This window comes from Niallia taxi, assembly GCF_032818155.1.
In the GTDB taxonomy this organism is placed as follows: Bacteria; Bacillota; Bacilli; order Bacillales; family Cytobacillaceae; genus Niallia; species Niallia taxi_A.
This window is the reverse complement of sequence record NZ_CP102589.1, coordinates 1,988,588-2,014,769: the sequence shown is the minus strand read 5'-3', so window position 1 is coordinate 2,014,769 and position 26,182 is coordinate 1,988,588. Positions and strand designations below refer to the sequence as shown.

Below are 26,182 nucleotides of genomic sequence, written 5' to 3'. Positions count from 1 at the left end.
TCCTTATATTTAAAAAGTTTTCGCTAAATCCTTTGCTCTCGCAATTCCTTTATCTTTAATTTCCTGTGCTTTATCTGGCATTGCTGCTTGACCTTCAATAAATAGCCCTTCTAAAGTAGGAATACCAAAGAAGTGCACGAGGATCGCATTCAAATAACGATGTCCCATTTCCAATTCAGCCGCAGGACCTTCTGAATAAATGCCACCACGTGCTTGAATATGGAGAGCTTTCTTGTCTGTCAGCAAACCAACAGAACCTTTATCTGTGTATTTGAAGGTTTTGCCTGCAACAGCAACAGAGTCTATATATGCCTTTAAAACAGGTGGAAAGGAGAAGTTCCACATCGGTGTAACGAAGACATACTTATCCCCACCGACAAATTGATCACTCAATTCACCAAGTCTGCTCACTTTAGACTTTTCATCGTTTGAAAGCTCATCAAATCCTTTACCTGATTGCAGCTTGCCCCACCCGCTGAAAACATCATTGTCAATATGCGGAATCCCTTCCTTATACAGGTCAATATGGACAATTTCATCATTTGGATTTTGCTCTTTATATGAATCGATGAACGCTTGTCCAGCAGCCATGCTAAAGGATTGAGAATGATCGTTTGGATGTGCCGTAATATATAATAATTTTGCCATTTTGTACTTCCTTTCCATTACAAGACTAGGGTCTTATTTTTTGAAGGAAAGAAGGAAATCATACCAACATAACATTTATATATTCTTCCATATAGACAATGTAATAAAAAAAGCCTGAAAGGGTAGTCCTTCCAGGCAAAAAATACTTATACAAGCTTTTCGTTAATATAAGCTTGAGCTGCATCCTGCAGCTTGCTGTAATGAATAGCTTCTTGCTCCTCCATCACTTTTTCAAGAAGCACAAAATCAGCAGGCTTTGCAAGGTCTGTTTCCACAAATGCTTCGTATACATATGTCGCATTACCAATTAGGTCAATACGATAGTTCCCCTCATTTTCATGCACATAACAGCGTACTTTTCCACCATTATTATAAACCTCAATGTAATCACCTGACTTATTGAAGCCATTTAAAATAGATACTAGTGATGATGCAGACATCGCAGTTCCGCATGCATTTGTAAATCCAACACCACGCTCATACGTTCTGACATAGATGCTTCCTTTGTCCAATATAGACACAAAGCTCACATTAACTCCATCAGGGAAAAGCTCATTAGGTCCATTTACATAGCTGCTAATTTCCTCTTGAACCGAGGATTCGACAGTTGCTTTGTCGACAATTGTAATAAGATGAGGATTTGGGACAGCTAAGGCAGTAAATTCCAGATTAGGATGAAGGCTTTCAATCTTTTCATTTAACAGAGTTTCTTTTCCAACATGTAAAGGTAAGTCTTTTGTCTGGAAAGAAACTGGCGATATTTCCACCAAATATGTCGGTATGTTTGGAAAGATATCTGCTTCATTTTTTACTTCCAAGTTAGCTTTCATTGTTTCAATTACAGCTTCCTCAACATTTAGCAGCTCGCAAACATAACGTGCCACACAACGAATTCCATTACCACACATCGATGCTTCAGATCCATCTGCATTAAACACTCTCATACGAGCATCTGCCTGCTCGCTAGGCATTACAAATAAAATTCCATCTGCGCCTAATTCCGTGCTACGATTACAAAAAGCGATTGCCAAATTTGCACGTTCTTCCTCTGTAAAAGAGTAGCTGTTTGAAATTTCATCTATTATTAGAAAGTCGTTCCCGCTTCCATGACATTTTGTAAGTTTAATTTTCATATGTAACCCTCCAACATTAACTTTATCTCATTGTACTTCTCTTTTTACTATTTTTGCAATTGTAACATTTTTCTTTACCGAAAAATTCGCATAAAAAATAAGCCTTCATTCAGTATTAAGAATGCAGGCTTATTTCTTATTGTATTTTATCTTTCATTAGATTTTTCGCCCAGTTAAGTGATTCTGCATAAACCTTAAATAATTCCTTCTCTTCAATGTTAAGCTTTCTGCAGCCTTTGCTGATTAGTGCCCAATCTGCTTTTTCAACAGCGAGTACAAGTTCAAGGACATCTCTTTGTGTATTATTTTTGCCTGAAAGTGCATCCATTATTGCACCGTCAAGTGGAACCTGTGTTAATATATCCTGCATATCTAGGTTCAAGATCGTATCCATTAACGAAAACATTCCTGTTAAAAAATGTCCAGAGGTATTTGTTTTGCCTGGAATAAGATTTGCAACAGACTCACACATTCTCGCCCGGATTAGGCAATTGGACATTACTTCATATGATATGCCGTTATTCCAGTCCCTTTCCCTTACTGCCAGTACATACAACCATTTCTGAAGTTCCATTAAGCCAATAAGAACAATCGCTTGCCTAATGCTCGTCACCTTATGCTTTAGGCCGAATCCTAAAGTATTAATTAATTTAAGGAGCTTGTACGACAATGAAATATCCTGTTCAATCAGATTGGTGATCATATCAATATCCGGGTCATTGGAGCGAATATGCTTGGATATACCATAATAGGTATGGATATATGCAGGAACATCATGTGTAGACATAATTGCAGGCTTTGAGAAAAAATAACCTTGAAAATAATGATAGCCAGAATTTCTAGCTTTTTCATATTCTTCTCTCGTCTCAAGCTTTTCGGCAACCATCTCTTTGCCAAGCTGTTTTGCAAGTGCCTCTATTTCTAGTCTCTCTTCCTCATTCGTATTCATAAAATCCACTTTAATAATATCTGCTGCTAGTAATAATTCATAAGCATATGGATTACTGTTATCAAAAATGTAATCATCGAGCGCGACTTTATAGCCTAATGACTTTAGTTGTTTGCATATGTCAATTATTTTTCTGCTTGGTTCGACAGTCTCCAGAATTTCTATTACGATATCTCGTGGTTGAAAATATGTAGGCAGCCCTAAATCCAGAAGATTTTCTGTAAAATTAATAAAACAAGGCTTTCCGTCAGATAGTTTTTCAATCCCAATATTTAAAAAACTGTTGATAATTACATCTGCTGTCGCATGATCACCGTCGATGTTCGGAAACATGTTGACTTCATTATTGCGATACAGCAACTCATAGCCGTACACTTCTTCCATTCTATTGAACAGCGGCTGCCTGGCCACAAAAACTTCCATTGAAATACCTCCGAACTTCTTTCTACTCATTTCAAAATATTTAGTTTTATTCTAATAAACGATGTCTCCAAAGGCTGTCGAACGATGGAGCTTTTATAAAAAGTGACTATCTACTCTATTATAATGGGTAAATTAACTCATTCCAAAACTATTGAGCAAATTTTTCCTGATATCTCAATATAAAACTGGCTGCCATAAAAGGAAATCCTATGGAAGCCAGTTTTCATCAGTGTGTATATTGAAGGACAAAATTTATTAAGAACAAGGAAGAAATGAAGTATAAAGGCAAAGATACTTCTTTAGCTTTTCCTAGTGCAATCTTTAATATCGGATACAATATAAATCCGATAGCCATACCGTCCGCAATACTATATGTGAAAGGAATCATTGCAATAATAAAAATGCTCGGAAAACTTTCACTCATATCCTTTAAATCAAGATGGCGAATATTTTGCAGCATCAGCCCGCCAATTATGATTAAAATAGGGGCGATGGCGCTATTCGGTATCATCTTTATAACAGGAATGAAGAATGCGGAACAAATGAACAACAATGCTGTCGTAATAGAAGTAAGTCCTGTTTTTCCACCTGCTGTCATGCTTGCAGTACTTTCCACTGTCGCAACAGTTGGACTGCTTCCAAATACACCTGAAAGCAACACGGAAATGGAATTTGCCTGGAAAGCTCGTTTAAAACGCTCTGACTTCCCAACATATTGAACATGACTCGATACAAGACCAATATTCTCAAACACAAGCACCATGGACAAAGAGAAAACTGCAATCCAAAAAGGAATGGAAATAATATTTTCAAAGGACATAGACCCAAAAACATTCCAATAATCCTTTAACTGTACAGACTCTCCTGTACTTCCTGGTTCAATCAAGCCGAACATCCAAGAAATCATTGTTCCAACTAAAATCGTAATCAGGAAGTTTCCTTTTACATTTCGCAAAAACAAGATAATGCTAATGATTAATGTAATAACGGTTGCCAATACATGCAAATCACTGAAGGAACCTAATGCAATGATAGAATTGCTGCCCTTCTCGACAATTCCGCCTTTTTCCAATCCAATCAGCATTAGAAATAGACCGAGTCCAACTGTCAGTGATTCCTTAAGAGAATTTGGTATCGACTTGCTAACGATTGCCGCTAGCTTAGTAAAGGCAATCAGCATGAACAATAGTCCAGAAACAAACACAACGGCAAGCGCTTCTTGCCAGCTTAATCCCATTGACTGGACAATCGTGTACGAGAACAGCGCATTAATCCCCATTCCTGGAACGAGCAATATTGGCACATTCCCAAGAAACCCCATTAAGAAACAGCCAACGACTGATGTTAAAATGGTTGCGATTATTGCTGCTTCAAGTGGAATTCCAGCCTCTGACAAAATAAGCGAATTAACAGCGACAATATAAACGACTGTAAAAAAGCCAATCAGACCTGCAAAAAATTCCCCTTTGAAAGTAGCTTCGCTTTCCTTCAGCTTAAAGAATTCTGATATATAATTTTTCATTTAGTAAACCTGTGTATTTTTAGCCCTCTCCCTACCCGCATCACCTTAAAAATAAGTTTAAGACATATAAATCTTTAGTCCTAATTTGTTTTATTTTATTAAGGGAGCCACAATTGAATATGATAGCAGATTTCCATTACTTTGCCAATCCTTTTAAATGAAAATTGGCCAAATCCTGTACCGTAAAAATGGAGGACTTTGCCAATTTTTTTTGAGATTAAACTATTTCTTTGTAAAGGTTTGCCATTTCAATCGCATTAACTGCCGCTTCCCAGCCTTTGTTTCCGGCTTTTGTACCAGCACGCTCGATTGCCTGTTCAATCGATTCTGTCGTAAGAACTCCAAAAATAATTGGAACCCCTGTTGATAAAGACGTGCTTGCCACCCCTTTTGCCACCTCATTGCTAACAAAATCGAAATGCGGAGTTGCACCACGAATAACTGTTCCTAATGTGATTATTACATCATACTTCTTTGTTTCTGCTAATTTTTTGGCTGCTAGTGGAATTTCAAAAACACCTGGTACCCACGCAACATTAACATTTTCTGCTTCTACTCCATGGCGTTTTAGAGCGTCCTCTGCACCAGATAAAAGTCTTGTTGTGATGAATTCGTTAAATCTTGAGACGATAATGCCTACCTTTAGCCCACTTCCAATTAAATTACCTTCAAATATTTTTGTCATTTTACTGTCTCCTTTGCTTCTTCTCTTTTTTGTCTATATTCTATTAGTGCTTTTATCGTGACCAATTTCAGTCCGAACTTTTGTGAAATCACTTTTAAATCATCCACTCTGGCCATCGTCCCATCCTCTTTTAAAATCTCACAAATAATTCCAGATGGAGAGCAACCTGCTAATTTTGCTAAATCAACGGCAGCTTCTGTATGTCCATTTCTAGAAAGGACGCCGCCTTTATGGGCAATTAGTGGGAAAATATGACCTGGTCTTGTAAAGTCCTCTGCCTTAGCTCCGTGGGCAACCATTTTTTCAATCGTTAATGCCCGTTCAAATGCACTAATTCCTGTTGATGTTTGTTTATGATCAACACTCACTGTGAAAGCTGTCCCACGGGGATCACTACTATTGTCTACCATTGGCGTCAGTTTGAGCTTGTCGGCAAGCTCTGCTTCGATGGGAACACAAATAAGTCCCCTGCCCTCTTTTGCCATAAAGTTGATCATTTCAGGTGTTACCAAGTCGGAAATCCCCACTAGATCTCCTTCATTTTCCCTATCTTCATCATCTACTACGATTATGAGTTTGCCTGCCTTTAAATCATCTAATGCTTCTTCAATTGTATGAAACATAAAATACTCCCCCTTCCTATTTACCAATAGAATCCGTTTAATAAAAGCCATTGTCCTTTAAGAAAGATGGTGTTATTTTGCTTGTCTGGTTCTTGTCTGCCTTCCTATTCATGAATGAATAGAAATACTTCGCCATCATATCAAATTCAAGATTTACGATATCCCCAACCTGTTTTTTACCAACAATGGATTCTAACGTAGTATGCGGGATAATACTTACACAAATAGATCGGCTTTTTGTCTCAAAAATGGTCAGGCTCGTTCCATCTATGGCAATCGATCCTTTTTCCAATACCAGATGAGAGCAAGCCTCCGGTATTTCGATTTCAAGACTGATGCTATTTTCAATGGGTTTTCTACTTAAAATGGTCCCAACACCATCAATATGACCTGTTACAAAATGACCTCCAAACCTGCCATTTGCCGCCATTGCTCTTTCCAAATTTACAAGTGAACCATTTGTAAGCCGAGAAAGTGAAGTATCTTTAAACGTTTCAGGCATCACATCTGCAGTAAATTCATTTTGCCTAAAGCTTGTAACGGTAAGACAAACCCCATTAACCGAAATACTGTCCCCAAGCCTCATATCATCCATAATGGTTTTCGCTTGGATGGCAAGCACTAACGTTTTGCCTGTTTTTGAAATATTTTTGACTATACCTGTTTCCTCGACAATGCCAGTAAACAAAAAATCTCCTCCTCCCTCTTTTATTTATCTTAAATAGCTGCCTTCACACCTAAGCGGGGTGATTAAAGCATGTTTAATTATTTATAAAGTTGAGGATAATTTAGTATGTGCTGCTGTATGTAAAAACAGTTTTTTTTCATTTTGACCAACCCTTTAAGAATTCATGCAATTAATTCATTAAATGCCCTTTAAGCTAGCATTGAAAAATAAAAAATCCCGTATAAAATAATTTATACGGGAGATTACATAACAAATAAAGGCGCATTTTGGTATGTGGGTTCACTAAATAAAGCTACACCTGTTTTAATTATGGACACAATTAGCCCATAGTCAAAAAAGCGAACCTAAGTTAGCAATACTCACACCAAACACACTGAATCCACATAATGAATCAGCAGCTTTTGTTATTCCTTCTCCCATCCAGACTATACTGTCGGCTTTGGTTTCTCACCAAATCCACCGCCTTAAAAAATTTTTTAAGCCGGGTCACGGGCTTAGAGCAAACGAACGCTCATCACCGCCGGTTGGGAATTTCACCCTACCCCGAAGGCGACCACTTAATGTGGTCCTTTACTATTTAATTGTTGCTAGTTTACACTACTTAATATTAGAATGCAACTACTGTGTTTATACATATACATTAAAAAACAAATTTAATGGACTTTATTCTCCCATAAACTTGAGCAGAAAAATTATCTTAGTATTACAATTTCTTTTTGTGAATTTTTGAAACCATTTTTCCATACTATCGTATTACAATACAATAAAACAAAACATCTAATTAGAAATGGAGCAGCTTTTATGACAGAAAATGAAGCCTATTTATTGAATGAGCTGGAGGAAGTAAAAGCATGGGAAAAGGACCAAAGCGGATTATGGTTTTGGGAGAAGCTCAGCAGACTTCCCTTTAAATTAATAGACAAATTAACACCAGCCTTCATTCAAAATAAAATTGGTCAGCTTTTAGATGAAATGGGAAACTATATTCAAAGTGGCGGCAAACTGTTAAGTGATATATCTTCCTCTAAAAAATATTATAAGCATCTTAATGTACAGCATTTTGACGAAGTTAAGGACTTGCCGTTAGTTGAAATGAAATCTGCAGTCGAGAAATTGAAAAAAAGCCGCAAAAACATTGCGACCATTCAAGGAGCTAGTACAGGAATAGGCGGTTTTTTGACATTAGGAATCGATATTCCCATCCTGCTTTCGATGCAAATCAAAATATTGCAGGATATTGCCATTTGTTACGGCTATAACCCAAATGAAAAAAAAGAGCGTATTTTTATTATTAAATGTTTGCAATATGTTTCAGCAGACGTATTAGGGAAAAACACTATATTGGATCAACTATCCCACTTCGAACAAGAAGCAGATAAAGTACAAAGAGAGGTTCTCCTTGAAATGCAAGGCTGGAAGGAGGTTGTCTTTGCCTATCGCGATACTTTTGGCTGGAAAAAGCTGTTTCAGATGGTGCCAGTATTCGGGGTTGTCTTTGGTGCTTTCTCCAACCGTTCGATGATTCACGATATTGCCGAGACAGGTGAAATGTTTTATCGAAAACGCAAAGTATTAGAAAGGCTCCACAATCACCAGCATTAAGCGGATGCTGATTCTATTAATAAAAAAAGAAACGGATCAAGATGCATGATCCGTTTCTTTTGAATTAGTACGATATTGAATGGGCAGGCGCATGATAAATGTTGTGCCATGCCCTTTTTTACTTTCTACGTGAATGGTACCGCCCATTTCTTTAATGCAATTAAAAACAAACATCATGCCAAGTCCAGTTCCGTTTTTTCCTTTTGTAGAATAATACGGTTCCCCAAGTCTTGCTATTTCTTCTTTGCTCATTCCTATTCCTGTATCAATGAAACGTATGATAATATCATTTTTAGCTTTTTCTGTTTTAATTGTCAGTGCTCCATGGGCATGCTCTTCCATCGACTCTATTGCATTTTTGCATATGTTAATAAGACATTGGTTAAAGTATTGCTGATTTGCTAGAATATGTATACTGCTTGTACTAAGCACCAAACGTACAGAGTTCTTATTTGCCAGGGGCCGAAGCACCTTAACAACTCGATTAATCTCCTCTTGAACATCCAATTCTTTCACAGCACTGCATGGTTTTGGGTTGGCAAATGTCAAATAATCTTCTATTACCTTTACTGCCCGGTCAAGCTCACTTATTGAAATTTCCAAGTAATTCTTTTGATTATTAGTAAGAGTTGTTTCTTGAAGTAGCTGCATAAATCCCTTTACTGATGTTAGTGGATTACGTACCTCATGGGAGATAGATGCTGCCAGCTGACTGACCGTTTCCATCTTTTGTGATTGCATTATTTTATGCTGCACTGTCCAAAGCTTTTGAATTGTCTCCACAACATAAATTATTAAGGCTAATACAGATGATAGGAGCAATGCATAAAGGATCGCCAGCTTAGTTGGGACATTAATTCCCGCTATCCAATTAACCATTAACAGAGTAAGTGAGGTGGAAATGGTTCCTCCAAAAAAACTATATACAATTTTCTTCCGAATAGATAACAACAGAAACCGCTTTCTCACAACCAAAATAACCATCAAATGAACTGGGGCAATAATAAGTGTGGTTATTACACCTATGCCATCAAAAAAGCTTCTATACAGGATATTAACTAATGTTAAAATAATCGCTGCAATAGGCCCTCCATATAAGGAGCCGAAAATTTGGGCCACAAGCCGCAAATCAAACAGCGTGCCATTCCCCACCTTAATAGGAAAACTCATACAGGCAATGATTGCAGCTGAAGAAGTTAAAATAAGTAGGTATTTCTTATTTTCAATTCTGCCATTCTGAAACACAAACAGCAGCGGTATAAAACAACAAAACAAAAAGAGGAAGAAACCGTTTACTAGTAAGTCGTCAAGCATGATGCATTCACCTATTCTATCCTTTTCTTTTACTTTCTTTTACTTTCATTTTATATGAAGGCATTTTATTGCACAATGCGTTTTTTTGCTGCTATTTAATAAGCTGCTTTAATTTCTCTTCTGTTTCTGTACCGTCAACTGGTGTATAAATGCTGCATCTTAAATCATTCACACCATGAACCTGCAGAGATGACAAATTGTAAAGCATTTTTCCAGCTTTTGAATGTCGAAATTCAATCATAACTTCTGGTGCAGAGCTAACCTCACTTTCCTTCCACATCTTTTGGAAATCAGGATACTTATCTCCCATTTGTTGAATAAAGTGTGAATACCAATCATCTGCCATATACTGGCCTAAATAAGTGCGGAAAATGGATAGAAAACCTTGAACGAAATGCTCCCAGTTAACAGCAAGAGCCTTTAATTCTTTTCTGGCAAACAAAAGCTCAATCAAGTTCCGATTCTCTAAAGGCAGCAGGTCGAAGTTCAGGAATACTTGTGCTGCCGCTTCGTTCCAGCCAACGATAAAGCATCTTCTATCTGTAATAATTGTCGGACAGTATTTAAGCTCCTTTAGAATTTTTTCTAAAGAAGGTGTGATTAATTCTCCCTCTTCTAAAGTAATTTCTGTATTATGCGCTTCCTCAAAGGCCAGTCCAAATACATATTTTTTTTCGTCCTTACTCAATCTTAAAGCGTCTGAAACTGCTTCTAATACGGAAATCGACACTTTAATATCTCTGCCTTGCTCAAGCCATGTGTACCATGTTGTGCTGACCCCTGCTAGCTGTGCCACCTCTTCTCTGCGTAGCCCAAGTGTCCGCCTTCTCCCTCCAGTAGGTAGCCCAACCATCTGCGGCTGCAGCTTTGAGCGTTTCGTTTTCAAAAACTCTGACAGTGCACGAAGTCTTATCTCATCATTCATAATCATTTAACTCCTCATTAAGATAGTAGTATTTATAATAGGATAAACTACAACTTGTAATAGGATAAGTAAACGATAAAATAGATAAAAAAACAAGCTTTTGGAGGAATGCAAAGATGAAAAGAGTCGTTGTCACAGGAATGGGTGTTATCTCCCCACTTGGAAATGATGTGAATCAATTTTGGGAAAATCTCTCTAGTGGAAAATCAGGCATAAGCAAAATTGAACAATTTGATGTATCTGATTTAAAAACAAAAATTGCTGGAAGTGTTATAAATTTAGATGCTGAAGGAAGATGGGGAACGAAGGAAGCTAAAAAACTAGATCGCTTTGCACAGTTTGCATTAGCAGCTGCAGAAGAAGCGTTAGCTGCTTCACAATTAAACCTAGAAAAGATTGATAAGGAAAGAATGGGCGTTTATGTCGGGTCAGGAATCGGCGGCCTGAATACTCTTATTGATAATGTGAATATATTAAAGGACAGAGGTCCAAATAGGGTCAGTCCAAATTTAGTGCCGATGATGATTTCAAATGCAGCGGCAGCACAGATAAGTATAAGGCTTGGTGCCTTAGGTCCTTCCCTTTCGCCTGTAACTGCCTGTTCCATTGGAAATACATCTATTGGAGAAGCATTTAACGCGATTCGAAATGATGATGCTGACATCATGTTTGCTGGGGGCGCAGAAGCCGCAATTTCCCGATTATCTGTTGCTAGCTTTGCAAATGCAAGAGCATTATCATCAAGAAATAACGAGCCTGAGCTTGCAAGTCGTCCCTTTGATGAAGAGCGGGATGGATTCGTTATGAGTGAAGGTTCTGGAATATTAGTGCTAGAATCTTTAGAACATGCATTAAGTCGCAATGCGCCAATTATTTGTGAAGTAATCGGCTATGGTGCAAGCTCTGATGCCTATCATATGGTTGCTTCTCATCCAGAAGGAATTGGAGCATATACAGCAATGAAAAATGCGTTGCGCAAAGCAAGCATTACAACTGATGACGTTGATGTAATCAGTGCACATGCAACGAGCACGAAGGTTGGCGACATGTCAGAAACACTCGCAATCAAGAAGCTGTTTGGTGCAGATGCCCATCGAATTCCAGTAACTGCGAATAAATCAATGCTTGGGCATATGCTTGGTGCAGCAGGTGGAGCAGAAGCCATTGCCCTCGCCAAAACTCTTCAGCACCAGCTTATTCCCCCAACCATCAATTTGCGAAACCCAGATGCAGATTGTGACTTGGATTATGTTGCAAACACAGCTAGAGAAAAAGTGATGTCCATCGGTCTTTCCAATTCATTCGGATTTGGCGGCCATAATTCAGCTATATTGCTTAAAAAATACGAATAACGCAGGTGTGATTAAAAGGCTGGGACAAATCAAAAGATAACCTTTCTAAACACGAATAATAAAATTACAACTAAATTTGAAAAATGAAGGTTGGGTCTAAATAGAATGTTGAGTTAAAGTTATTTCGTTTCATTGCGCTGCACCCACTCGCTTTCCGCGGGTAGGAAGCTGAGCCTCCTCGTCTTCGCCTGCGGGGTCTAAAGCGTCCTCTATTTCCCTTAGTAGTCGAGTGGCCTCCGCTCCATTCCACTAAGTTTTCTAATTATTGTATTAAAACTAAAAACAAAAAAACCGAACTATTTACAATAGTGATTAAATAGTTCGGTATTTACGCTGGTTCACATACTTATGTCCCAGCCTCTTTTTCTTTAATGGTCCTTATAAGCAAATATTTTTGCCAAAATTGCATAAATATGAATTATATCTTTATTTGCTGCAGAATGATGGATAGAAAGAACTGGATGGTTTGGGTCTAAAAAACGCTTTTGCCAATCCTTTGGCATCCAGCCTTTTTTCACATTGGCCATTATTAAGCCGCCTTCCTTCTCAAGGCAATAATCAGTAAATGCAAGGGACCTTTTTAAAACAAGCTGCTTATCATCATATCTATAACTAGTTTGCACAGCTTTGTCTGTTTTCTTTTCATCCATTTTACTGATAAGCTGATTTTTTCTATTCCGAATCTCTATCGAATGTTTTCGCATTGTAAATTGATATTGAAGCATATTTTCCCCGTTATAGAAGCCATATTTTTTTGACCGTAATCCGTCTAAAAATGATGGCAAATACCACCTGATCAAAGCAAACTTTTCATCCCTAATTTCTCCGAGTACGATGCCCTCGCCGTCAAATATAAGCATTCTTAAGGATGGTGCTGGCAAAAAAGACAAAAGAACTGTCCGAGATTGAAGGAGAGACTTCACCTTTGTCTCTTCGAAAGTATTCGCAAGCCTCTCACATCGCCGTTTCTGAAGCAAGTACGAGACAAATGCTGTTATACTGTATAAACAAAAGGGTATGATTAACAAAAGAAAGAGACGATTCAGCTTAATACTTAAAAACATGGCCAGAAAAAAGATGACTGGAAGGCAGCTGATAAGGCTTGCGTTAAGATAAGCAGTTGCTGATTGTCTGTAGTATTTTTCGATATTCATCACGAACATGGCTCCTTACTGATTTTTTAAACATAATCTAGTATTCTATATTCTATTAGCAGCCATTATCATCTATGATTGATTGGAGTGATATTTTTTGAAAAAAGTAAAATTAGCTATCCTCACATTTACTGTGGTAATGATAGCTTGCACATCCTTTTACTATGTAAAAATGAAAAGAACCGCCTCTACCACACCACCAGACGGAATACCTTACATAATTATCCTTGGGGCTAAAGTAGAAGGCGAAACATTATCAAAGGTGCTAAAAAACCGTGCTGATGCTGCCCTCTCTTATTGGAATAATAATAAACAGTCTAAAATTATTGTATCTGGCGGCAAAGGTGAGGGCGAAAATATCTCAGAGGCTGCTGCACTCAAAAACTATCTTCTTGAAAAGAAAGTTCCAGAAGAAATGATACTTATGGAGGATACTTCTACTTCCACAATTGAAAACCTGCAAAACAGTAAAGACATATATGACATTAAGGAAGCAATTATCGCAACAAGTGATTTCCACCTTTACAGGGCAATTACTATCTCTGAAAAAATTGGGATACGCGCCTATCCTCTTGCAGCTAAAACACCGAACTCAGTGAAAGTCTCGTTAACTTTGCGAGAATTTTTGGCTATAGGCAAAATGAAGGTTCTTGGATATTAATAGATTTTATGGTTGGACATAAAACAAATCCCAATTGGTATACATCAATTGGGATTTGGTATCTTTACATATATTCATGCTCTTTCATCTGCACAAGTGCCGCTTTTGCATCACGATAGCCTTGCATATACAAATTTTCGAGCTTTTGAGGATTTCTTTCCATTCGTCCAACAATCAATTTTTCCTGTGGTCTTATGACAAGTATGTTTCCATTCCGTTCTTCTTGTTCAATATATTCAAGTGTTTCATTATAATATTTATATCTTGCTTGCATAGCTTGTTGCAATCCGGAAAATTGAGGGTACTTGCGTTTTACAAAAAAGGAAAACCGCGATTTTGATTTACGATAACCGAAATTCCTTGTCAAAATGACAACATTTTTTGTGAAACCATCCTCTACCGCCTTCTTAAGAGGGATAGGATCAGCAATGCCCCCGTCCATCAGCTTTTTACCTTTAAAATCTACAATCGGTGCCAAAAATGGCAAAGAACTCGATGCTTCTAACGCCTTCAGCAGCTCCTCTTTATAATCCTGCTTACCAAAAAAGACACTTTCGCCTGTTTGAATATCAGTTGCCCCTATCTTAAATTCTGCTTCATTTTCATAAAAGGCATTATAATCAAATGGAACCATCGTATTTGGGATTTGATTGTAAATGAAATCCATCCCAAAAAACTGCCCTGTTTGCCGAAAGTTTCGCCAAGACATATAGCGGGGATCTGTAACAAAATCCAAACTAACTCTTTTATTCCTGCCAGCTTGCTTTGAAAGATAAGATGCTCCATAACTGGCTCCTGCCGAAACACCAATCACATATGGGAAATACACCTCATGTTCTAAAAAGCACTCAAGGGCACCTGCTGTATACACACCTCGCATACCTCCACCCTCTAGCACTAATCCTACCTTTTCTTTCATTTTCAATCCTTCTTTCTCTTGCCTTCATTCCAATCTATCATAACGATTTTTTCGACAAAAGACAAAAAAAGACTCTGTTCATTACGAACGAGTCTTTTTGCATCTCAGTACTATCTTATAATACGGATAATGAATGGAATTCGGTATTCAACACCCTCGTATGCTCTGATTGCAGCAATAAGCGTAAATACAAATGCAGCAATTCCGACAAGCGGCATCAAAACAAAACCGATAAGCACAAATACCAGCAACCAGCTTATGGCTCCGTATATAGCATAAGATATAAGGAAATTAAAATATTCTTTGCCATGATACTTAACAAATGGTGAATCACTTTTTATTAAATAAACGACTAATGGGCCGATAAATGCTGTAAAAAAGCTTAATACATAAATGAGCATTGCAAATAGTCTTTCATCTTGGTGTACTTCTTTATGGTAAGTCATTATGTCCTCCCTCTATAGGTTTTAAATTATTTGTCTTTATTATATACGAGCATATTGTTAATATGTTTCAGTTTTTTTTGCTCTTTTTTCGTTTTAAGTGAAATTTAAGGGAAATAATTTAGAATTCCTTTTATGATTATCTATTAAAAACTCATTTTATTTTCTTATTTCAATTTTGTCCATTGGTCATGTATACTTATGATTGACTATTCTTTATAGAAAATACAAATAATTACATTACGCGGGAGAGATGTAAGTGTCAGAATTAGTACATACAATTTTTGAATTTTTATCATCCTTAGGCTATATGGGTATAGCATTGGGGCTGATGGTCGAAGTAATTCCAAGTGAAATCGTGCTAAGCTATGGAGGGTATTTAATCCATACCGGCCATATAAATTTTTTCGGCGCCCTACTTGCTGGTGTCATTGGCGGGACGATTGCCCAGCTATTTTTATATTGGATTGCACTTTACGGCGGAAGACCTTTTATTGACAAATATGGAAAGTACATCTTAATCAAAAGCTCTCATGTGGATGCTTCCGAAAAATGGTTTCTTAAGTACGGGACAGGCATGATTTTCCTTGCCCGGTTTATTCCTGTAGTAAGACATGCTATTTCCATTCCGGCTGGACTTGCCAGAATGCCGATTGGGCAGTTTACTTTGTATACAACTGCGGCAATCATTCCATGGACAGTTCTGTTTTTACTGCTGGGAATGAGACTTGGCGACCACTGGGAGAATATAGAGACATATGCTAAGCCGTACATCACACCTATTATCATTGCAGCAGTCTTATTGCTTGGTGCGTATATACTTCTTCAAATCCGCAAAAAAAATAAATAAAGACTTTACAATAACCTTACATTTACCTATAGGATTTTTAAAATTTTTTTTGTACAATATAAGCAGTACGACATTATTGCAGGAAAACAATAAATAAAATATAGGGAAGGCAAATGGTGCGCCACCTTTACGGTTCTAGTGGGTTCGATTCCCACCCCGAAATTTTTTACAAGTTACAAGTTGATAAAAAATTTCGAGGGCGGAACGGTATTTGTCATTCTGTTGTTTTCTGCCCTCATGTATAAGGAGGGTATTTTTTATGCTGAAAAAACGTGAATTGGAAGATTGTGCTGTTCTTTATGAATTAATGAAGCATCCAGATGTGTTTCCATTTGTTCGCCAAAAGGCAGCATCTTATGAAGAATATTTGTTTGTCACAAAACAAACAATTGAAGCGGAAGAAAAAGGAGAACTGATTTCTCGCACCATTCTTGATGAATGGCATAACCCGATTGGAACAATCAATCTGTATGATATACAAGACGGAATCGGCTTTTTAGGAACCTGGATTGGCAAGCCATATCACGGAAAAGGATACAATAAAATAGCCAAGGAACTGTTTTTTTCGGAAACCTTTTTTGAATTGAATATTAACAGTATCTTGATGCGTATAAGAGAGCATAATCTTCGTTCTATTAAAGCAGCAGAAAAACTCCCTTATGCGGTCCATGCCAATGAAACCAGAAAAACAATCGTAGAAAAGCTCAAGGAAGAAACCGGAGTCAGCTACGAATTATTTGAAGTTCCAAAGGATGTTTTCACACTTTACACAATGCGCTCAACCATAGACCAGGCAGATGGTCTTATGGAGGCTTAATATGAAAGCTTGAAGCATATACGCTTCAGGCTTTTTTCATGCAGGCATACTTACTTACTCCTTCTAATATAGTACAGATAGGACAACTTTATTAGAAGGAGTGTATTATTTATGAGTGATTTTTTAGACACCAACATTTGGGCAAGTCTGCTGCTGTCAATAATTGTTATTGCGACAAGCCTATTACTACGAAAGTGGTTTACCAGCCATTTGTTTGCATTGGTCCTTTCCTATACACAATCGAAAAAGATTCATGCAGCAAGCACTGTCCTTGTCGCCTTTGAAAAACCGATGCGCTGGGTGTTTGTAGTTATAGGCATGCAGTTAGCTTTCCAGTTTCTCCCCTTTCAAACTGTATCTGCAGCATGGGAATCAAGCCTTGTCCGCTCATGCTTTATCGCATTATTAACATGGGGTTTGTTTAATTTGAGCAATGTGACAACACTGCTATTTCCAAAGCTGATGACAAAGCTGGATATTAATGTTGATAAAATCATTATCCCTTTTTTGACAAAAATGCTGAAAACTCTAGTCTTCCTGTTCGGATTCAGCATTATTGCCCAGGAATGGGGCTTTAACATAAACGGCTTTATCGCTGGACTTGGACTAGGCGGTCTTGCATTTGCCCTTGCAGCAAAGGAAACGGTCAGCAACCTTTTTGGAGGTATCGTGTTAATTACAGAAAAACCGTTTACGATCGGTGACTGGATTAAAACTCCAAGTGTTGAAGGCACGATTGAAGATATTACCTTCCGCAGTACAAAGGTGCGGACCTTCGCACAAGCCCTCGTCACTGTGCCAAATTCTACCCTTGCCAACGAACCGATTATCAATTGGTCTAAAATGGGGAAACGGCAAGTCTCCTTTTACTTAAAGCTAGATATTCTTACAAAAACAGAAAAATTACATATGACTATTTCAGACATAAAAGCATTGCTGCAGCATCATCAGGATGTACATCCTGAAACCATTCTCGTTTCTTTTGAGTCAGTGAGTGATACTAGTGCTGACATATTAATTTATTTCTTTACAAAGGCAACTGATTATCTCGGCTATTTACAAACAAAAGAGGACATTAATTTTCAAATTATTAGTATTCTGGAAAAGAGAAATGTATTATTTTCCGTGCCGAAAAGTGCTGTTTATTTAGAAAGTGCTGAACAGGAGCACAACAAAGAGCCAATGAAGCGCCTCATGTCCCACGGTTAATTTTATTAGCAAAAAATCTGTATTTGCCATATTTTCCTTTTATCTGTGATATAATCGTAACGTTATTGAACATAAGTGAGGAAAAAGAATGAAACAAACCTTTACAACAAAGCAAAAACTAAAACAGATGCTCGTTATATTACTGCCTGTACTCGTTACACAGGTAGGTATGTTTGGTCTCACCTTCTTTGATACAACCATGTCTGGTCATTACAGCCCTACAGATTTAGCTGGGGTTGCTGTCGGCAGCTCCTTATGGACACCGATTTATACTGGATTAAGCGGTATACTGCTTGCTGTTCCTCCAATTGTCGCACAGCTGGTTGGAAGAAAAGAAGAATCCAAGGTAAGCTTTTCTGTTATTCAAGCTATTTATTTAAGTTTATCCATGGCAGTTTTATTAATTGTTTTTGGTTTTATTTTTTTGAAGCCAATCCTTCAATTAATGGGACTTGAGTCAGATGTCCAAGACATTGCCTTCCGTTATTTGGCCGCACTTAGCACAGGAATTATTCCAATCTTTTTATATTTTGTATTGCGGTCCTTTATTGACGCACTTGGGCAAACACAAGTGACGATGTTTATCACCCTTACTGCATTGCCTGTTAATATTGTGCTAAATTATTTATTTATTAACGGCATTTGGATTTTTCCTGAGTTAGGCGGCGTTGGAACAGGATATGCTACAAGTATTACATACTGGTATATGCTGCTGACAGCTCTTCATATTGTTTATCATAATCAACCATTTGCTGGATTTAAGCTGCTCAATAAAATACACCGTATTTCATGGGAAAAATGGAAAGAGATTTTGAAAATAGGTGTACCCATCGGCTTTTCGATCTTTTTTGAGACAAGCATTTTCAGTGCAGTTACACTATTAATGAGTAATTATGATACGAATACGATTGCTGCCCATCAATCTGCCATAAACTTTGCTTCCCTCCTTTATATGGTTCCTCTTAGCATTTCAACTGCTTTGACGATTCTAGTTGGATTTGAAGTTGGTGCAAACAGGCTGAAGGATGCAAAACAATACAGCTGGATGGGAGTATTTACTGCCATCATTATTGCATTCGTGAGCGGCATCATTCTGCTTGCATTCCGCCAACAAATAGCAGGAATTTATACGAATGATGCGGAAGTACTTAAGCTTACAACTGGCTTCCTTATATACGCAATCTTCTTCCAGCTGTCAGATGCCATCCAGGCGCCAGTTCAAGGAGCATTACGGGGATATAAAGATGTTAACATCACCTTAATTATGACGCTAATCAGCTATTGGGTAATCGGTCTGCCTTCAGGCTATCTGCTTGCTAATTACACAAGCTTTGGTCCATTCGGCTATTGGATTGGCTTAATCATTGGTTTAGCTACTGGTGCAGCCTTCTTATCTAGCAGACTGTATTCTCTCCAAAAAAAGCATATTACCTTATCAACAAAATAGTAAAAGGGAGGATCAATAATTGATCCTCCCTTTTTAACTTATTTCTTTTTCCACCTTCTCTTCTGTCATTTTTCCAATGAAGGCTTCTACCATTTTTCCATCCCACTGTGTTTCTTTGCCTTCATGCAAAATGGACAGCGCTTTTGAAAAAGGCATGCCCTTTCTATATGGCCTGTCAGACGTCATTGCATCAAAGGCATCAGCAACAGCAAGAATTCTGCCAAAGTAAGGAATCCCTTCCCCTTTCAGTCCATCGGGATAGCCTTTGCCATCATATCTTTCATGATGGGATCTGACACCTTCTAGAATTCTCGCCATTTCTTCCTGGGGCTGTACCTGCTTTAAGATATTTTCTCCAATAACTGGATGTGCTTTAATGTAAGCAAATTCTTCCTCTGTCAGTTTTCCTTCCTTCAATAGGACATTATCCGGAACACCGATCTTGCCGATATCATGTAAAATAGCTGTTTTATATAACAATTCCATATCTTCCTTCGACAGCTTTAAATTTTCTCCTATTAGCTTCGAATAACCTGCAACCCTTGTGGAGTGACCTGCCGTGTATGGATCACGGGCATCAAGCGTTGCGCTCAATACCATCATAAAGCTGTCAAGCAGCTCCTTATTAACCCTTTCACGCTGAATGATTGAATCATTCATCTTGTGGAAACCTTTAAAAAGCTCAGCAAATTCATCTGTATAAACCGCACTGTTTGGCTGGGTGAATTGACTTGTACCAACCTTTTTCATAAGATTTTTCAGCTGATAGATAGGTGTTATTATATCTCTGGACAGAAATCTCGCAGATAGGACGGAATAAACTAGCGAAATAAATAATATGACAATTGCCCAATTCCAATAAGGTAGTTCTGAAAGATTGCCATTATCAATCAACTTAACTCTTGTTGAAAGCAGAATGATTACTAAAGGTAATACACTTATGCTGACAACAGTAAGTAGAAATTTTCTGTGAATGGATATAAACACCTTCTCTTCAATAACCAAGTTTTTTGGCATTAAAGATTTAATATAAATAGTGATTCCCCTCATCGTCCGTATAGTAAGGAAAAATTCAATAAATGCATGCAATATGGCAACAATCATCGCCGCAATTGTCGCATATACAATGTATACGGACGGCAGTTCAAGCTTGCCAGATGAAATATAATAAATGGAACAAATAATTGCCGGGACAGACATTCCAAGTAAGTGGGGAATAAGAATTCTTCTGACTGAAAACAACGGAAAGCTTTTAGAACGGTGATATGCCTCAACTAGGCTATTTACATCCCTCTTACCATCTTTAAGCACTTTTCGTAGCGGGTTTAAATCCTTATAAAAAAAGGCACCTTCTGCACAAACCATGCATATAAAGGAAAGAATCATAATAAACCCAAGAATTTTCATGTCATCGCTGCTAATTTTCAAGCTGGTGTACATAAAGGCACCGCCTACCCCGAATACAGCCAGAAAGGAACCAATTATATAATTGTAAAACAGACTGTTTAACAGCTTTTTGTATGTTTCCAAAACAATGCACCTAATTTTCCTAAATTGTACTTTTATATTACCATCATTAGGTTAAAATAACTAGTTCCTTCTACTCATAATAAAAAGGAAAATAAATACATGCCTAACTAACACGATTTGGGTGCACATGAATATGATATAAAAAATTCAGCAACTAATGAAAGAAAGGATGAATTTCCAATGTTCCCATGGAATTTATTCCCTTTTAACAAAGACACTAAAAACAAAATAAACCAAATGAGACCTGGAGACATTCAAAATTATGTTCAAGATATGATGAATAAAATGATGCCAGAATCCCTTCAAAAAATGAACAGTGATGATATGTTTAAAAATATGTCCCAAATGGCAAACAACCAACAAGGGACAAACCAGCAAAAATTTGATTACGTTGTGTTTGAAACACATCATCATGTTTTTATTCGCATTCCGATAAAAGAAGAAATTTGGCTTGAAAGAGTTAAGGTTTACTACACATCAAGCCAATTAGTTATTCAGAACATTCCAGAATTAGAAAGCAAGCATACTATCAATCTTCCTTCCCTTGTTCGTAAAAAAGGCTCAACAGCTAATTATAAGGAAGGCGTTTTAGAAATTATGATCCAGAAAAATGAGCATAATCAATATTCAGAAATTGAAGTGACAGAATTGCAATAGCTAAAGGGAAGGATTTGAAAACAATGTCTTACGAAAACCTCGAAAAGATTTTTCAATTTCATGAAAATCCAACAAATGAAAAGCTTTGGAATAATCTCTTTCAAGATGCAAGCCAGCAGGATTTTTTCAGTAATCGGAATAGTATTAAAAGCAATAATCAATTTCCGCCCTGTGATTTTTATGTTAAAGATGGGCAATACTTCATTGAATTAGAGCTTCCTGGCATCACGCCAGAAAACATTGGGATAAAATGTGTTGGTAATGAACTCCATATAGCAGGGCAATACAAAACATTGCATGAGGAATACGCTTATTATTTGAAGGAAAGACAAAACAGGGACTTTCACAAAGTAATTACACTGCCAAATACTATAATAAAAGAAGACATTTGCTGTGAGCTGAAATACGGAATACTGTCCGTAAAAATCCCTCGACAATAAAAAAATCAACTCGGCTGCACGAGTTGATTTTTTTTTATTACTTAAAGGTTTTATCAAAGCAGTAGAAAGGGCGTTCCTTACCAGGGAAGTGGAGCTCTCCAACCTTGTTAAAGCCGTTTTTCAAGAAAAGATTTTGTGCCTTTTCATTTATGGCATAAGTGTCAGTTTTTAAATAAAATGTATCATTTTCTCTTGCGAAAACTTCGGCAAAGGATAAAAGCTTGCTTGCAATGCCTCCGCCGCGAATTTCCGGATCGACCATAAGCCGGTGAATAACATAATAGTTATTATCCGGTAATGTCCATTCTATTAGGTCATAATTCTTCCCGCCAATACGATCAATGGCAATGGACCCAACTACTTTATCATCCATAAATGCCACGAACAAAGCACTATTTTCAATATCTGCCTTAAAATCCTTTTCAGCAGGATATTTATCCGACCATTGGTCATTACCCTCTTCATTCATTATCTTTACTGTTTTTGCTGCTACTTCCATGATTTTCTCTAAGTCATTTATCGTTGCTTGTCTAATTTCCACGCTGAATTCTCCTATAAAAGTATTTCTTTATTATTCCCTATTTAGCATGATCTTATTTTCTTCATTTTCTTTAGTAAAACATTTGAAAAACTATTATATAAATTTCTCACCAAAAAAACCACTAAAGTATATGCTTATAGGTAAAAATAACAATATTCAAAACCGCGGAAATTTTCGTATAAAAAAAGACCAAAGGAAATGATACCTTTGGTCAATATCTTAAGTTTGTTTTTCTATCTATAGTGATAAATCTTTCCATTAGTATAGCACGGGCTTTTTTACTTCCCAATAAATTGCTGTGTCCAGTAATTTCCGTTTGCGACGTAGCCTACACCGATATGTGTAAACTTGTCGCTTAGTATATTGGCACGGTGTCCTTCGCTGTTCATCCATGCTTTTACAACTTGTTCTGGCGTTGTTTGGCCTTTGGCGATATTTTCACCTGCTGCTTTATAGGAAATTCCAAATTGCTTCATCATATCAAAAGGGCTTCCGTAAGTTGGACTTGTATGATCAAAATAATTATTTTTACTCATATCCTCTGATTTAGCTCTCGCAACCTTGCTTAAATTTGTATCAAGCGTCAGTGCAGGAAGACCATTTTTTGCTCTTTCTGCATTTGTTAATTCAACAACCTGCTTTTCAAACGCACTAACAGAGGAAGTTGCTTGTGTTGTTGATGTTGTTTGCTGTGGTTTAGAAGTTGTATTAGTTTGTTGCTTAGCAGTGTTTGTTGTCGTCTTTTCTGCAGGTGTTGCTGTTGTTTTCGCTGGAGCTTTCGTGCTTTCTGTCTGTTTATTTGCTGCAGTAGCTGAATTAGCTTCCAATGAACTTAATAGCTTGTTAACATCCACATTACCTGAAAATTGTTTTATTAATGCATTTATTTGGTCTTCATTTAAATTGTAAGATTGATAGACTACTTTTGTAGATTCTTGAGCAGTATTAGATGCTGCATTTGCTTTTTGCATTAATGGACTAGACATTAATAAAGCTGCTGCTGCTGCTGTTGATAAAATCACTTTTTTGTTCATTTGATTATATCCTCCTTGAATATAAAGCTTGTATTCGTGCTTGCTTACAGACAAATCATAACATACGATTTTTGTCATATTTAAGGATGATTCTTCCAATAATCAACTACTTCATTACTAACTGTTCTGATTATAAATCTATCAAGCTATCAATCACTTCTCTCCCAAAGCATCCTCCTATATTTAATAATTTATCGGCAAACCGCTTAAAATTCCTTAATTATCCATACAAGTAATAAAATTCAGCTTTTTTAGTATTGACAGCATGGAAGCAGCCTTGTTTTTATAACATTTATGACAATAACTTGTCGTACATATCATCAGCGCAATAATTGTAACTATCTCAATAAACACCTTGTAAACTTGGCTTTTAGCACGTATATATCTGGACAAAGGATGGAATAGTAATAACAGAATGCATTCTTTAAAGAAGGGAGTTTGGTCATGAGTACACCGTATGCCTGTCCGAACTGCAGAACAAATCGGAGTCGCTTTAATATCATTCAACAAGTGCCTCAATCAGTAAAATTAGACCCACAAACAGGGGATATTGTAGAAGAATACACAGCAGAAAATCTTTCTCCCTTTCATATGGGATATAAAGGACCTGACTATCGTATCCAATGTGCTGCTTGTGGTTTAATTGATGAAGAACGGACTTTCGCCAAATTTGGAGAGATGAAGTAATGAAAAAGGAATGCATGTAGCATTCCAAAAATTGCTTTTAAAAGCCGTATGCTTGCTGCATACGGCTTTTCGACTCATAATGGCATTAACCGATCGTCAGTTAGGACCTTCCATGGATCAAGCGGTGAGCTTCTAACAAGCGTCAGTGTTTTACTCTCACTTTTTCTCTTTTCGTTTTGGATATACAGCTGCCACTCTATTGTTATGTGTATAGAGGTTTTGGATAGATAATCCTTTGCTTCCACTTCCTCTACCCTTAACAGCTTAACATTCTCAACGTTCGCCAAAGCCTTTGTCCAATTAATTTTTTTGGAGCTTAAATGGTTAAGGATTGTATTATCCTGTTCTTTCATTCCAGCTACAAATGATTGCACTGTCTCATTTGGATTTTGTTTATCCAGCTCCTGTGTCAGTATGCCTGCAGCTTTATATACCATCAATTTATGGGATAGATCCATATTATCCGTCTTATGTGTAGTGCTTCCTAAGAAATGCACGCAAAAATGGCCCGGAAATTTATTAGCTAATGATCCTGCTCCATGTGGCATACCATGCATGGATGCGGCGAGAATATATTGATCCTGTAAAACAAATATCGCCCGTCGTTTCCAGCTCCATTTGCCATTATAAATTCCCTTCATAATCTCGGTATCCGCGGTGGTTAAAGGCTGGACATCTGCATGCTGAGAACCTGCCCTCCGCTGAACATGAAATACTTTGCCTGTTTCGACATCATAAATAGAAAACTTGCTGTAGCGAGGAATAATTACATCTGCATCCTTCCATTCAAGCAGTTGGATACCATATACAGGTGAAATGCTTTCCAATGGTGCGGCATTTGCCGTTGATATACAAAACAAGCTAACCAAAAGTGCAAAACAAGGAATAAACTTTCGCTTCTTGAACAAGATTATCCTCCTCTTTCCTTTAACTAAAGAAAGTTTGCCCTTTTTATGAAGGTCCCATTCTGGATATAGCTGGAAACCCTGACTGTTAAAGCAGATCCAACTTGTCCTTTATTTCCTTCCAGTTTACATCTTCACCGATAAACACTAAATTTAACGGCATTTTCATGTCTTCTCTCATCATTAAAGGCATTCCATAAGAATATTGGAAAAGGTCAGGATACTTATTTTGATGGAATTGTATATATCCTTTAATACGGTAAATGGTATCAGGCAATTCTTTTAAAAATGCCTCAAATTTCTCTGCTGAAATAGTATGCTGAAATGGATAAACAAAAGAACTTAGCTGTAATGTTTGAATCGTTGTTTTAACAGTATCATTTGCAAACTGCATAACCATACCCTTTAACCTTTGAAAAGGCAGCTTTGAATAGCTTGTTAATAGCGTAAAGGCCTGTGGATTTATACTTTGAAGCTCGAATGTAATCTTTGCTTTTTCTTCCTCTGTCAGTTGGTCTTGTTTATTAATTAACAGCATATTCCCGTGACGAACCTGTTCAATCAGCAGCTGCTGCACGCTTGGACTCATTTTTTTACGATCAAGCCAAAGCTTGCCATCAATTACGGTAATAATTCCTTTCATGCATAGCCTATCTGCGAAATATGGAGAAAGGATACTATCCATGGTTTCAACCGGATGTGCCGCTCCCGTTGTCTCTAAATAGATTACATCTGGTTTTTCCTCGATCAGTAAGGATTGGAGCTGGCCTTCCAGCTTATCCTGGATGGTGCAGCAAACACAGCCTCCTAACAGCTCCTTTAACGGAATATCTTCGTCGACTTCATTCGAATCAATCGAGATATCTCCAAATTCATTCATAAGAACGGCCACTTTTCTGCCTTCTGCTTTTTCATGTATAAGCAACTCTTTTAACAAAGTTGTTTTACCGCTGCCTAAAAACCCTGACAATATATACACTTCTGTTTTTTCCATCTTTATCCCCCTAATCCTTTTGTTCATAAA

General features: G+C 37.3%; 26 protein-coding genes, 1 pseudogene and 1 riboswitch. Of the genes and pseudogenes, 10 read left to right on the top strand and 17 right to left on the bottom strand.

The window, feature by feature from the left end; all coding sequences use genetic code 11:
• Positions 1-9: 9 nt before the first annotated feature.
• The 7 genes and pseudogenes from NQZ71_RS09980 to ribE form a co-directional block, all read right to left on the bottom strand.
• Complete coding sequence (locus NQZ71_RS09980) at positions 10-648, bottom strand: FMN-dependent NADH-azoreductase (protein ID WP_150908855.1); 639 nt, start codon at positions 646-648, stop codon at positions 10-12.
• Positions 649-794: 146 nt separating this feature from the next.
• Positions 795-1,781, bottom strand: coding sequence for a diaminopimelate epimerase (gene dapF, locus NQZ71_RS09975; RefSeq protein ID WP_144453057.1), 987 nt, complete (start codon positions 1,779-1,781; stop codon positions 795-797).
• Between the two features lie 136 nt (positions 1,782-1,917).
• The gene (locus NQZ71_RS09970) at positions 1,918-3,153 is read right to left on the bottom strand and encodes an EAL and HDOD domain-containing protein (RefSeq protein ID WP_144453055.1); all 1,236 of its coding nucleotides are present in this window, start codon (positions 3,151-3,153) and stop codon (positions 1,918-1,920) included.
• A 226-nt stretch (positions 3,154-3,379) separates the two neighbouring features.
• On the bottom strand, positions 3,380-4,675 hold the full coding sequence (locus NQZ71_RS09965; RefSeq protein WP_144453053.1) for an NCS2 family permease: 1,296 nt from the start codon (positions 4,673-4,675) through the stop codon (positions 3,380-3,382).
• A gap of 217 nt (positions 4,676-4,892) precedes the next feature.
• Complete coding sequence (ribH, locus tag NQZ71_RS09960; protein WP_127737746.1) at positions 4,893-5,360, bottom strand: 6,7-dimethyl-8-ribityllumazine synthase; 468 nt, start codon at positions 5,358-5,360, stop codon at positions 4,893-4,895.
• A gap of 17 nt (positions 5,361-5,377) precedes the next feature.
• Positions 5,378-5,983 (bottom strand): annotated as a pseudogene (ribB, locus tag NQZ71_RS09955) (3,4-dihydroxy-2-butanone-4-phosphate synthase); the annotation flags it as partial.
• Positions 5,984-6,020: 37 nt separating this feature from the next.
• Positions 6,021-6,671 carry a riboflavin synthase gene (gene ribE / locus NQZ71_RS09950; protein WP_317010527.1) on the bottom strand — a complete coding sequence of 217 codons (651 nt, stop codon included), beginning with the start codon at positions 6,669-6,671 and terminating at the stop codon, positions 6,021-6,023.
• A gap of 404 nt (positions 6,672-7,075) precedes the next feature.
• A riboswitch (FMN riboswitch) is annotated at positions 7,076-7,226 on the bottom strand.
• Positions 7,227-7,472: 246 nt separating this feature from the next.
• On the opposite strand from ribE, the gene NQZ71_RS09945 reads away from it, so the two are divergent.
• Positions 7,473-8,273: an EcsC family protein gene (locus tag NQZ71_RS09945; protein WP_144453047.1), complete on the top strand. Its 801-nt coding sequence runs from the start codon at positions 7,473-7,475 to the stop codon at positions 8,271-8,273.
• Between the two features lie 36 nt (positions 8,274-8,309).
• Here NQZ71_RS09945 and NQZ71_RS09940 read toward each other — a convergent pair whose 3' ends face one another.
• Positions 8,310-9,587, bottom strand: a complete 1,278-nt coding sequence (locus tag NQZ71_RS09940; RefSeq protein WP_317010526.1) for an ATP-binding protein — start codon at positions 9,585-9,587, stop codon at positions 8,310-8,312.
• Positions 9,588-9,678: 91 nt separating this feature from the next.
• Complete coding sequence (locus NQZ71_RS09935; protein ID WP_144453043.1) at positions 9,679-10,512, bottom strand: helix-turn-helix transcriptional regulator; 834 nt, start codon at positions 10,510-10,512, stop codon at positions 9,679-9,681.
• 116 nt (positions 10,513-10,628) lie between these two features.
• Here NQZ71_RS09935 and fabF point away from each other — a divergent pair, with 116 nt between their 5' ends.
• Positions 10,629-11,864: a beta-ketoacyl-ACP synthase II gene (gene fabF / locus NQZ71_RS09930; RefSeq protein WP_275007991.1), complete on the top strand. Its 1,236-nt coding sequence runs from the start codon at positions 10,629-10,631 to the stop codon at positions 11,862-11,864.
• A gap of 368 nt (positions 11,865-12,232) precedes the next feature.
• Here the strand turns inward: fabF and NQZ71_RS09925 are convergent, their stop codons facing one another.
• A complete protein-coding gene (locus tag NQZ71_RS09925; protein WP_317010525.1) occupies positions 12,233-13,021 on the bottom strand; it encodes a hypothetical protein in 789 nt (262 codons plus the stop codon).
• 94 nt (positions 13,022-13,115) lie between these two features.
• Here NQZ71_RS09925 and NQZ71_RS09920 point away from each other — a divergent pair, with 94 nt between their 5' ends.
• Complete coding sequence (locus NQZ71_RS09920; protein WP_275007994.1) at positions 13,116-13,679, top strand: YdcF family protein; 564 nt, start codon at positions 13,116-13,118, stop codon at positions 13,677-13,679.
• Positions 13,680-13,743: 64 nt separating this feature from the next.
• On the opposite strand, the gene NQZ71_RS09915 is transcribed toward NQZ71_RS09920, so the two are convergent.
• Both NQZ71_RS09915 and NQZ71_RS09910 read right to left on the bottom strand, forming a co-directional pair.
• The gene (locus NQZ71_RS09915) at positions 13,744-14,598 is read right to left on the bottom strand and encodes a patatin-like phospholipase family protein (RefSeq protein ID WP_275007996.1); all 855 of its coding nucleotides are present in this window, start codon (positions 14,596-14,598) and stop codon (positions 13,744-13,746) included.
• A gap of 110 nt (positions 14,599-14,708) precedes the next feature.
• The gene (locus NQZ71_RS09910; protein ID WP_127737736.1) at positions 14,709-15,044 is read right to left on the bottom strand and encodes a DUF4870 domain-containing protein; all 336 of its coding nucleotides are present in this window, start codon (positions 15,042-15,044) and stop codon (positions 14,709-14,711) included.
• Between the two features lie 307 nt (positions 15,045-15,351).
• On the opposite strand from NQZ71_RS09910, the gene NQZ71_RS09905 reads away from it, so the two are divergent.
• The 4 genes from NQZ71_RS09905 (at position 15,352) to NQZ71_RS09890 (ending at position 19,364) form a co-directional block, all read left to right on the top strand.
• Positions 15,352-15,891 carry an undecaprenyl phosphate transporter UptA gene (locus NQZ71_RS09905; RefSeq protein WP_285849543.1) on the top strand — a complete coding sequence of 180 codons (540 nt, stop codon included), beginning with the start codon at positions 15,352-15,354 and terminating at the stop codon, positions 15,889-15,891.
• A gap of 259 nt (positions 15,892-16,150) precedes the next feature.
• Complete coding sequence (locus NQZ71_RS09900; protein WP_144453033.1) at positions 16,151-16,708, top strand: GNAT family N-acetyltransferase; 558 nt, start codon at positions 16,151-16,153, stop codon at positions 16,706-16,708.
• Positions 16,709-16,819: 111 nt separating this feature from the next.
• Positions 16,820-17,917 (top strand): mechanosensitive ion channel family protein, encoded by a 1,098-nt coding sequence (locus tag NQZ71_RS09895; protein WP_317010524.1) that lies wholly within the window; start codon positions 16,820-16,822, stop codon positions 17,915-17,917.
• An 88-nt stretch (positions 17,918-18,005) separates the two neighbouring features.
• Entirely contained in the window at positions 18,006-19,364 is a 1,359-nt protein-coding gene (locus tag NQZ71_RS09890; protein WP_275008002.1) for an MATE family efflux transporter, read from the top strand.
• Between the two features lie 33 nt (positions 19,365-19,397).
• On the opposite strand, the gene NQZ71_RS09885 is transcribed toward NQZ71_RS09890, so the two are convergent.
• Entirely contained in the window at positions 19,398-20,894 is a 1,497-nt protein-coding gene (locus NQZ71_RS09885) for an HD-GYP domain-containing protein (protein WP_317010523.1), read from the bottom strand.
• Between the two features lie 180 nt (positions 20,895-21,074).
• Between NQZ71_RS09885 and NQZ71_RS09880 the strand changes: the two genes are divergently transcribed.
• The gene (locus NQZ71_RS09880; RefSeq protein ID WP_144453025.1) at positions 21,075-21,551 is read left to right on the top strand and encodes an Hsp20/alpha crystallin family protein; all 477 of its coding nucleotides are present in this window, start codon (positions 21,075-21,077) and stop codon (positions 21,549-21,551) included.
• 23 nt (positions 21,552-21,574) lie between these two features.
• Positions 21,575-21,991, top strand: a complete 417-nt coding sequence (locus tag NQZ71_RS09875) for an Hsp20/alpha crystallin family protein (RefSeq protein WP_275008105.1) — start codon at positions 21,575-21,577, stop codon at positions 21,989-21,991.
• Between the two features lie 37 nt (positions 21,992-22,028).
• Here the strand turns inward: NQZ71_RS09875 and NQZ71_RS09870 are convergent, their stop codons facing one another.
• Positions 22,029-22,532, bottom strand: a complete 504-nt coding sequence (locus tag NQZ71_RS09870; RefSeq protein WP_144453021.1) for a GNAT family N-acetyltransferase — start codon at positions 22,530-22,532, stop codon at positions 22,029-22,031.
• Positions 22,533-22,810: 278 nt separating this feature from the next.
• A complete protein-coding gene (locus tag NQZ71_RS09865) occupies positions 22,811-23,566 on the bottom strand; it encodes a CAP domain-containing protein (RefSeq protein ID WP_260054495.1) in 756 nt (251 codons plus the stop codon).
• A gap of 444 nt (positions 23,567-24,010) precedes the next feature.
• Here NQZ71_RS09865 and NQZ71_RS09860 point away from each other — a divergent pair, with 444 nt between their 5' ends.
• Positions 24,011-24,253 (top strand): DNA alkylation repair protein, encoded by a 243-nt coding sequence (locus tag NQZ71_RS09860; RefSeq protein WP_127737726.1) that lies wholly within the window; start codon positions 24,011-24,013, stop codon positions 24,251-24,253.
• 74 nt (positions 24,254-24,327) lie between these two features.
• On the opposite strand, the gene NQZ71_RS09855 is transcribed toward NQZ71_RS09860, so the two are convergent.
• Entirely contained in the window at positions 24,328-25,161 is an 834-nt protein-coding gene (locus NQZ71_RS09855) for a hypothetical protein (RefSeq protein WP_317010522.1), read from the bottom strand.
• An 85-nt stretch (positions 25,162-25,246) separates the two neighbouring features.
• On the bottom strand, positions 25,247-26,152 hold the full coding sequence (locus NQZ71_RS09850) for a CobW family GTP-binding protein (RefSeq protein ID WP_144453013.1): 906 nt from the start codon (positions 26,150-26,152) through the stop codon (positions 25,247-25,249).
• Positions 26,153-26,182 lie beyond the last annotated feature (30 nt).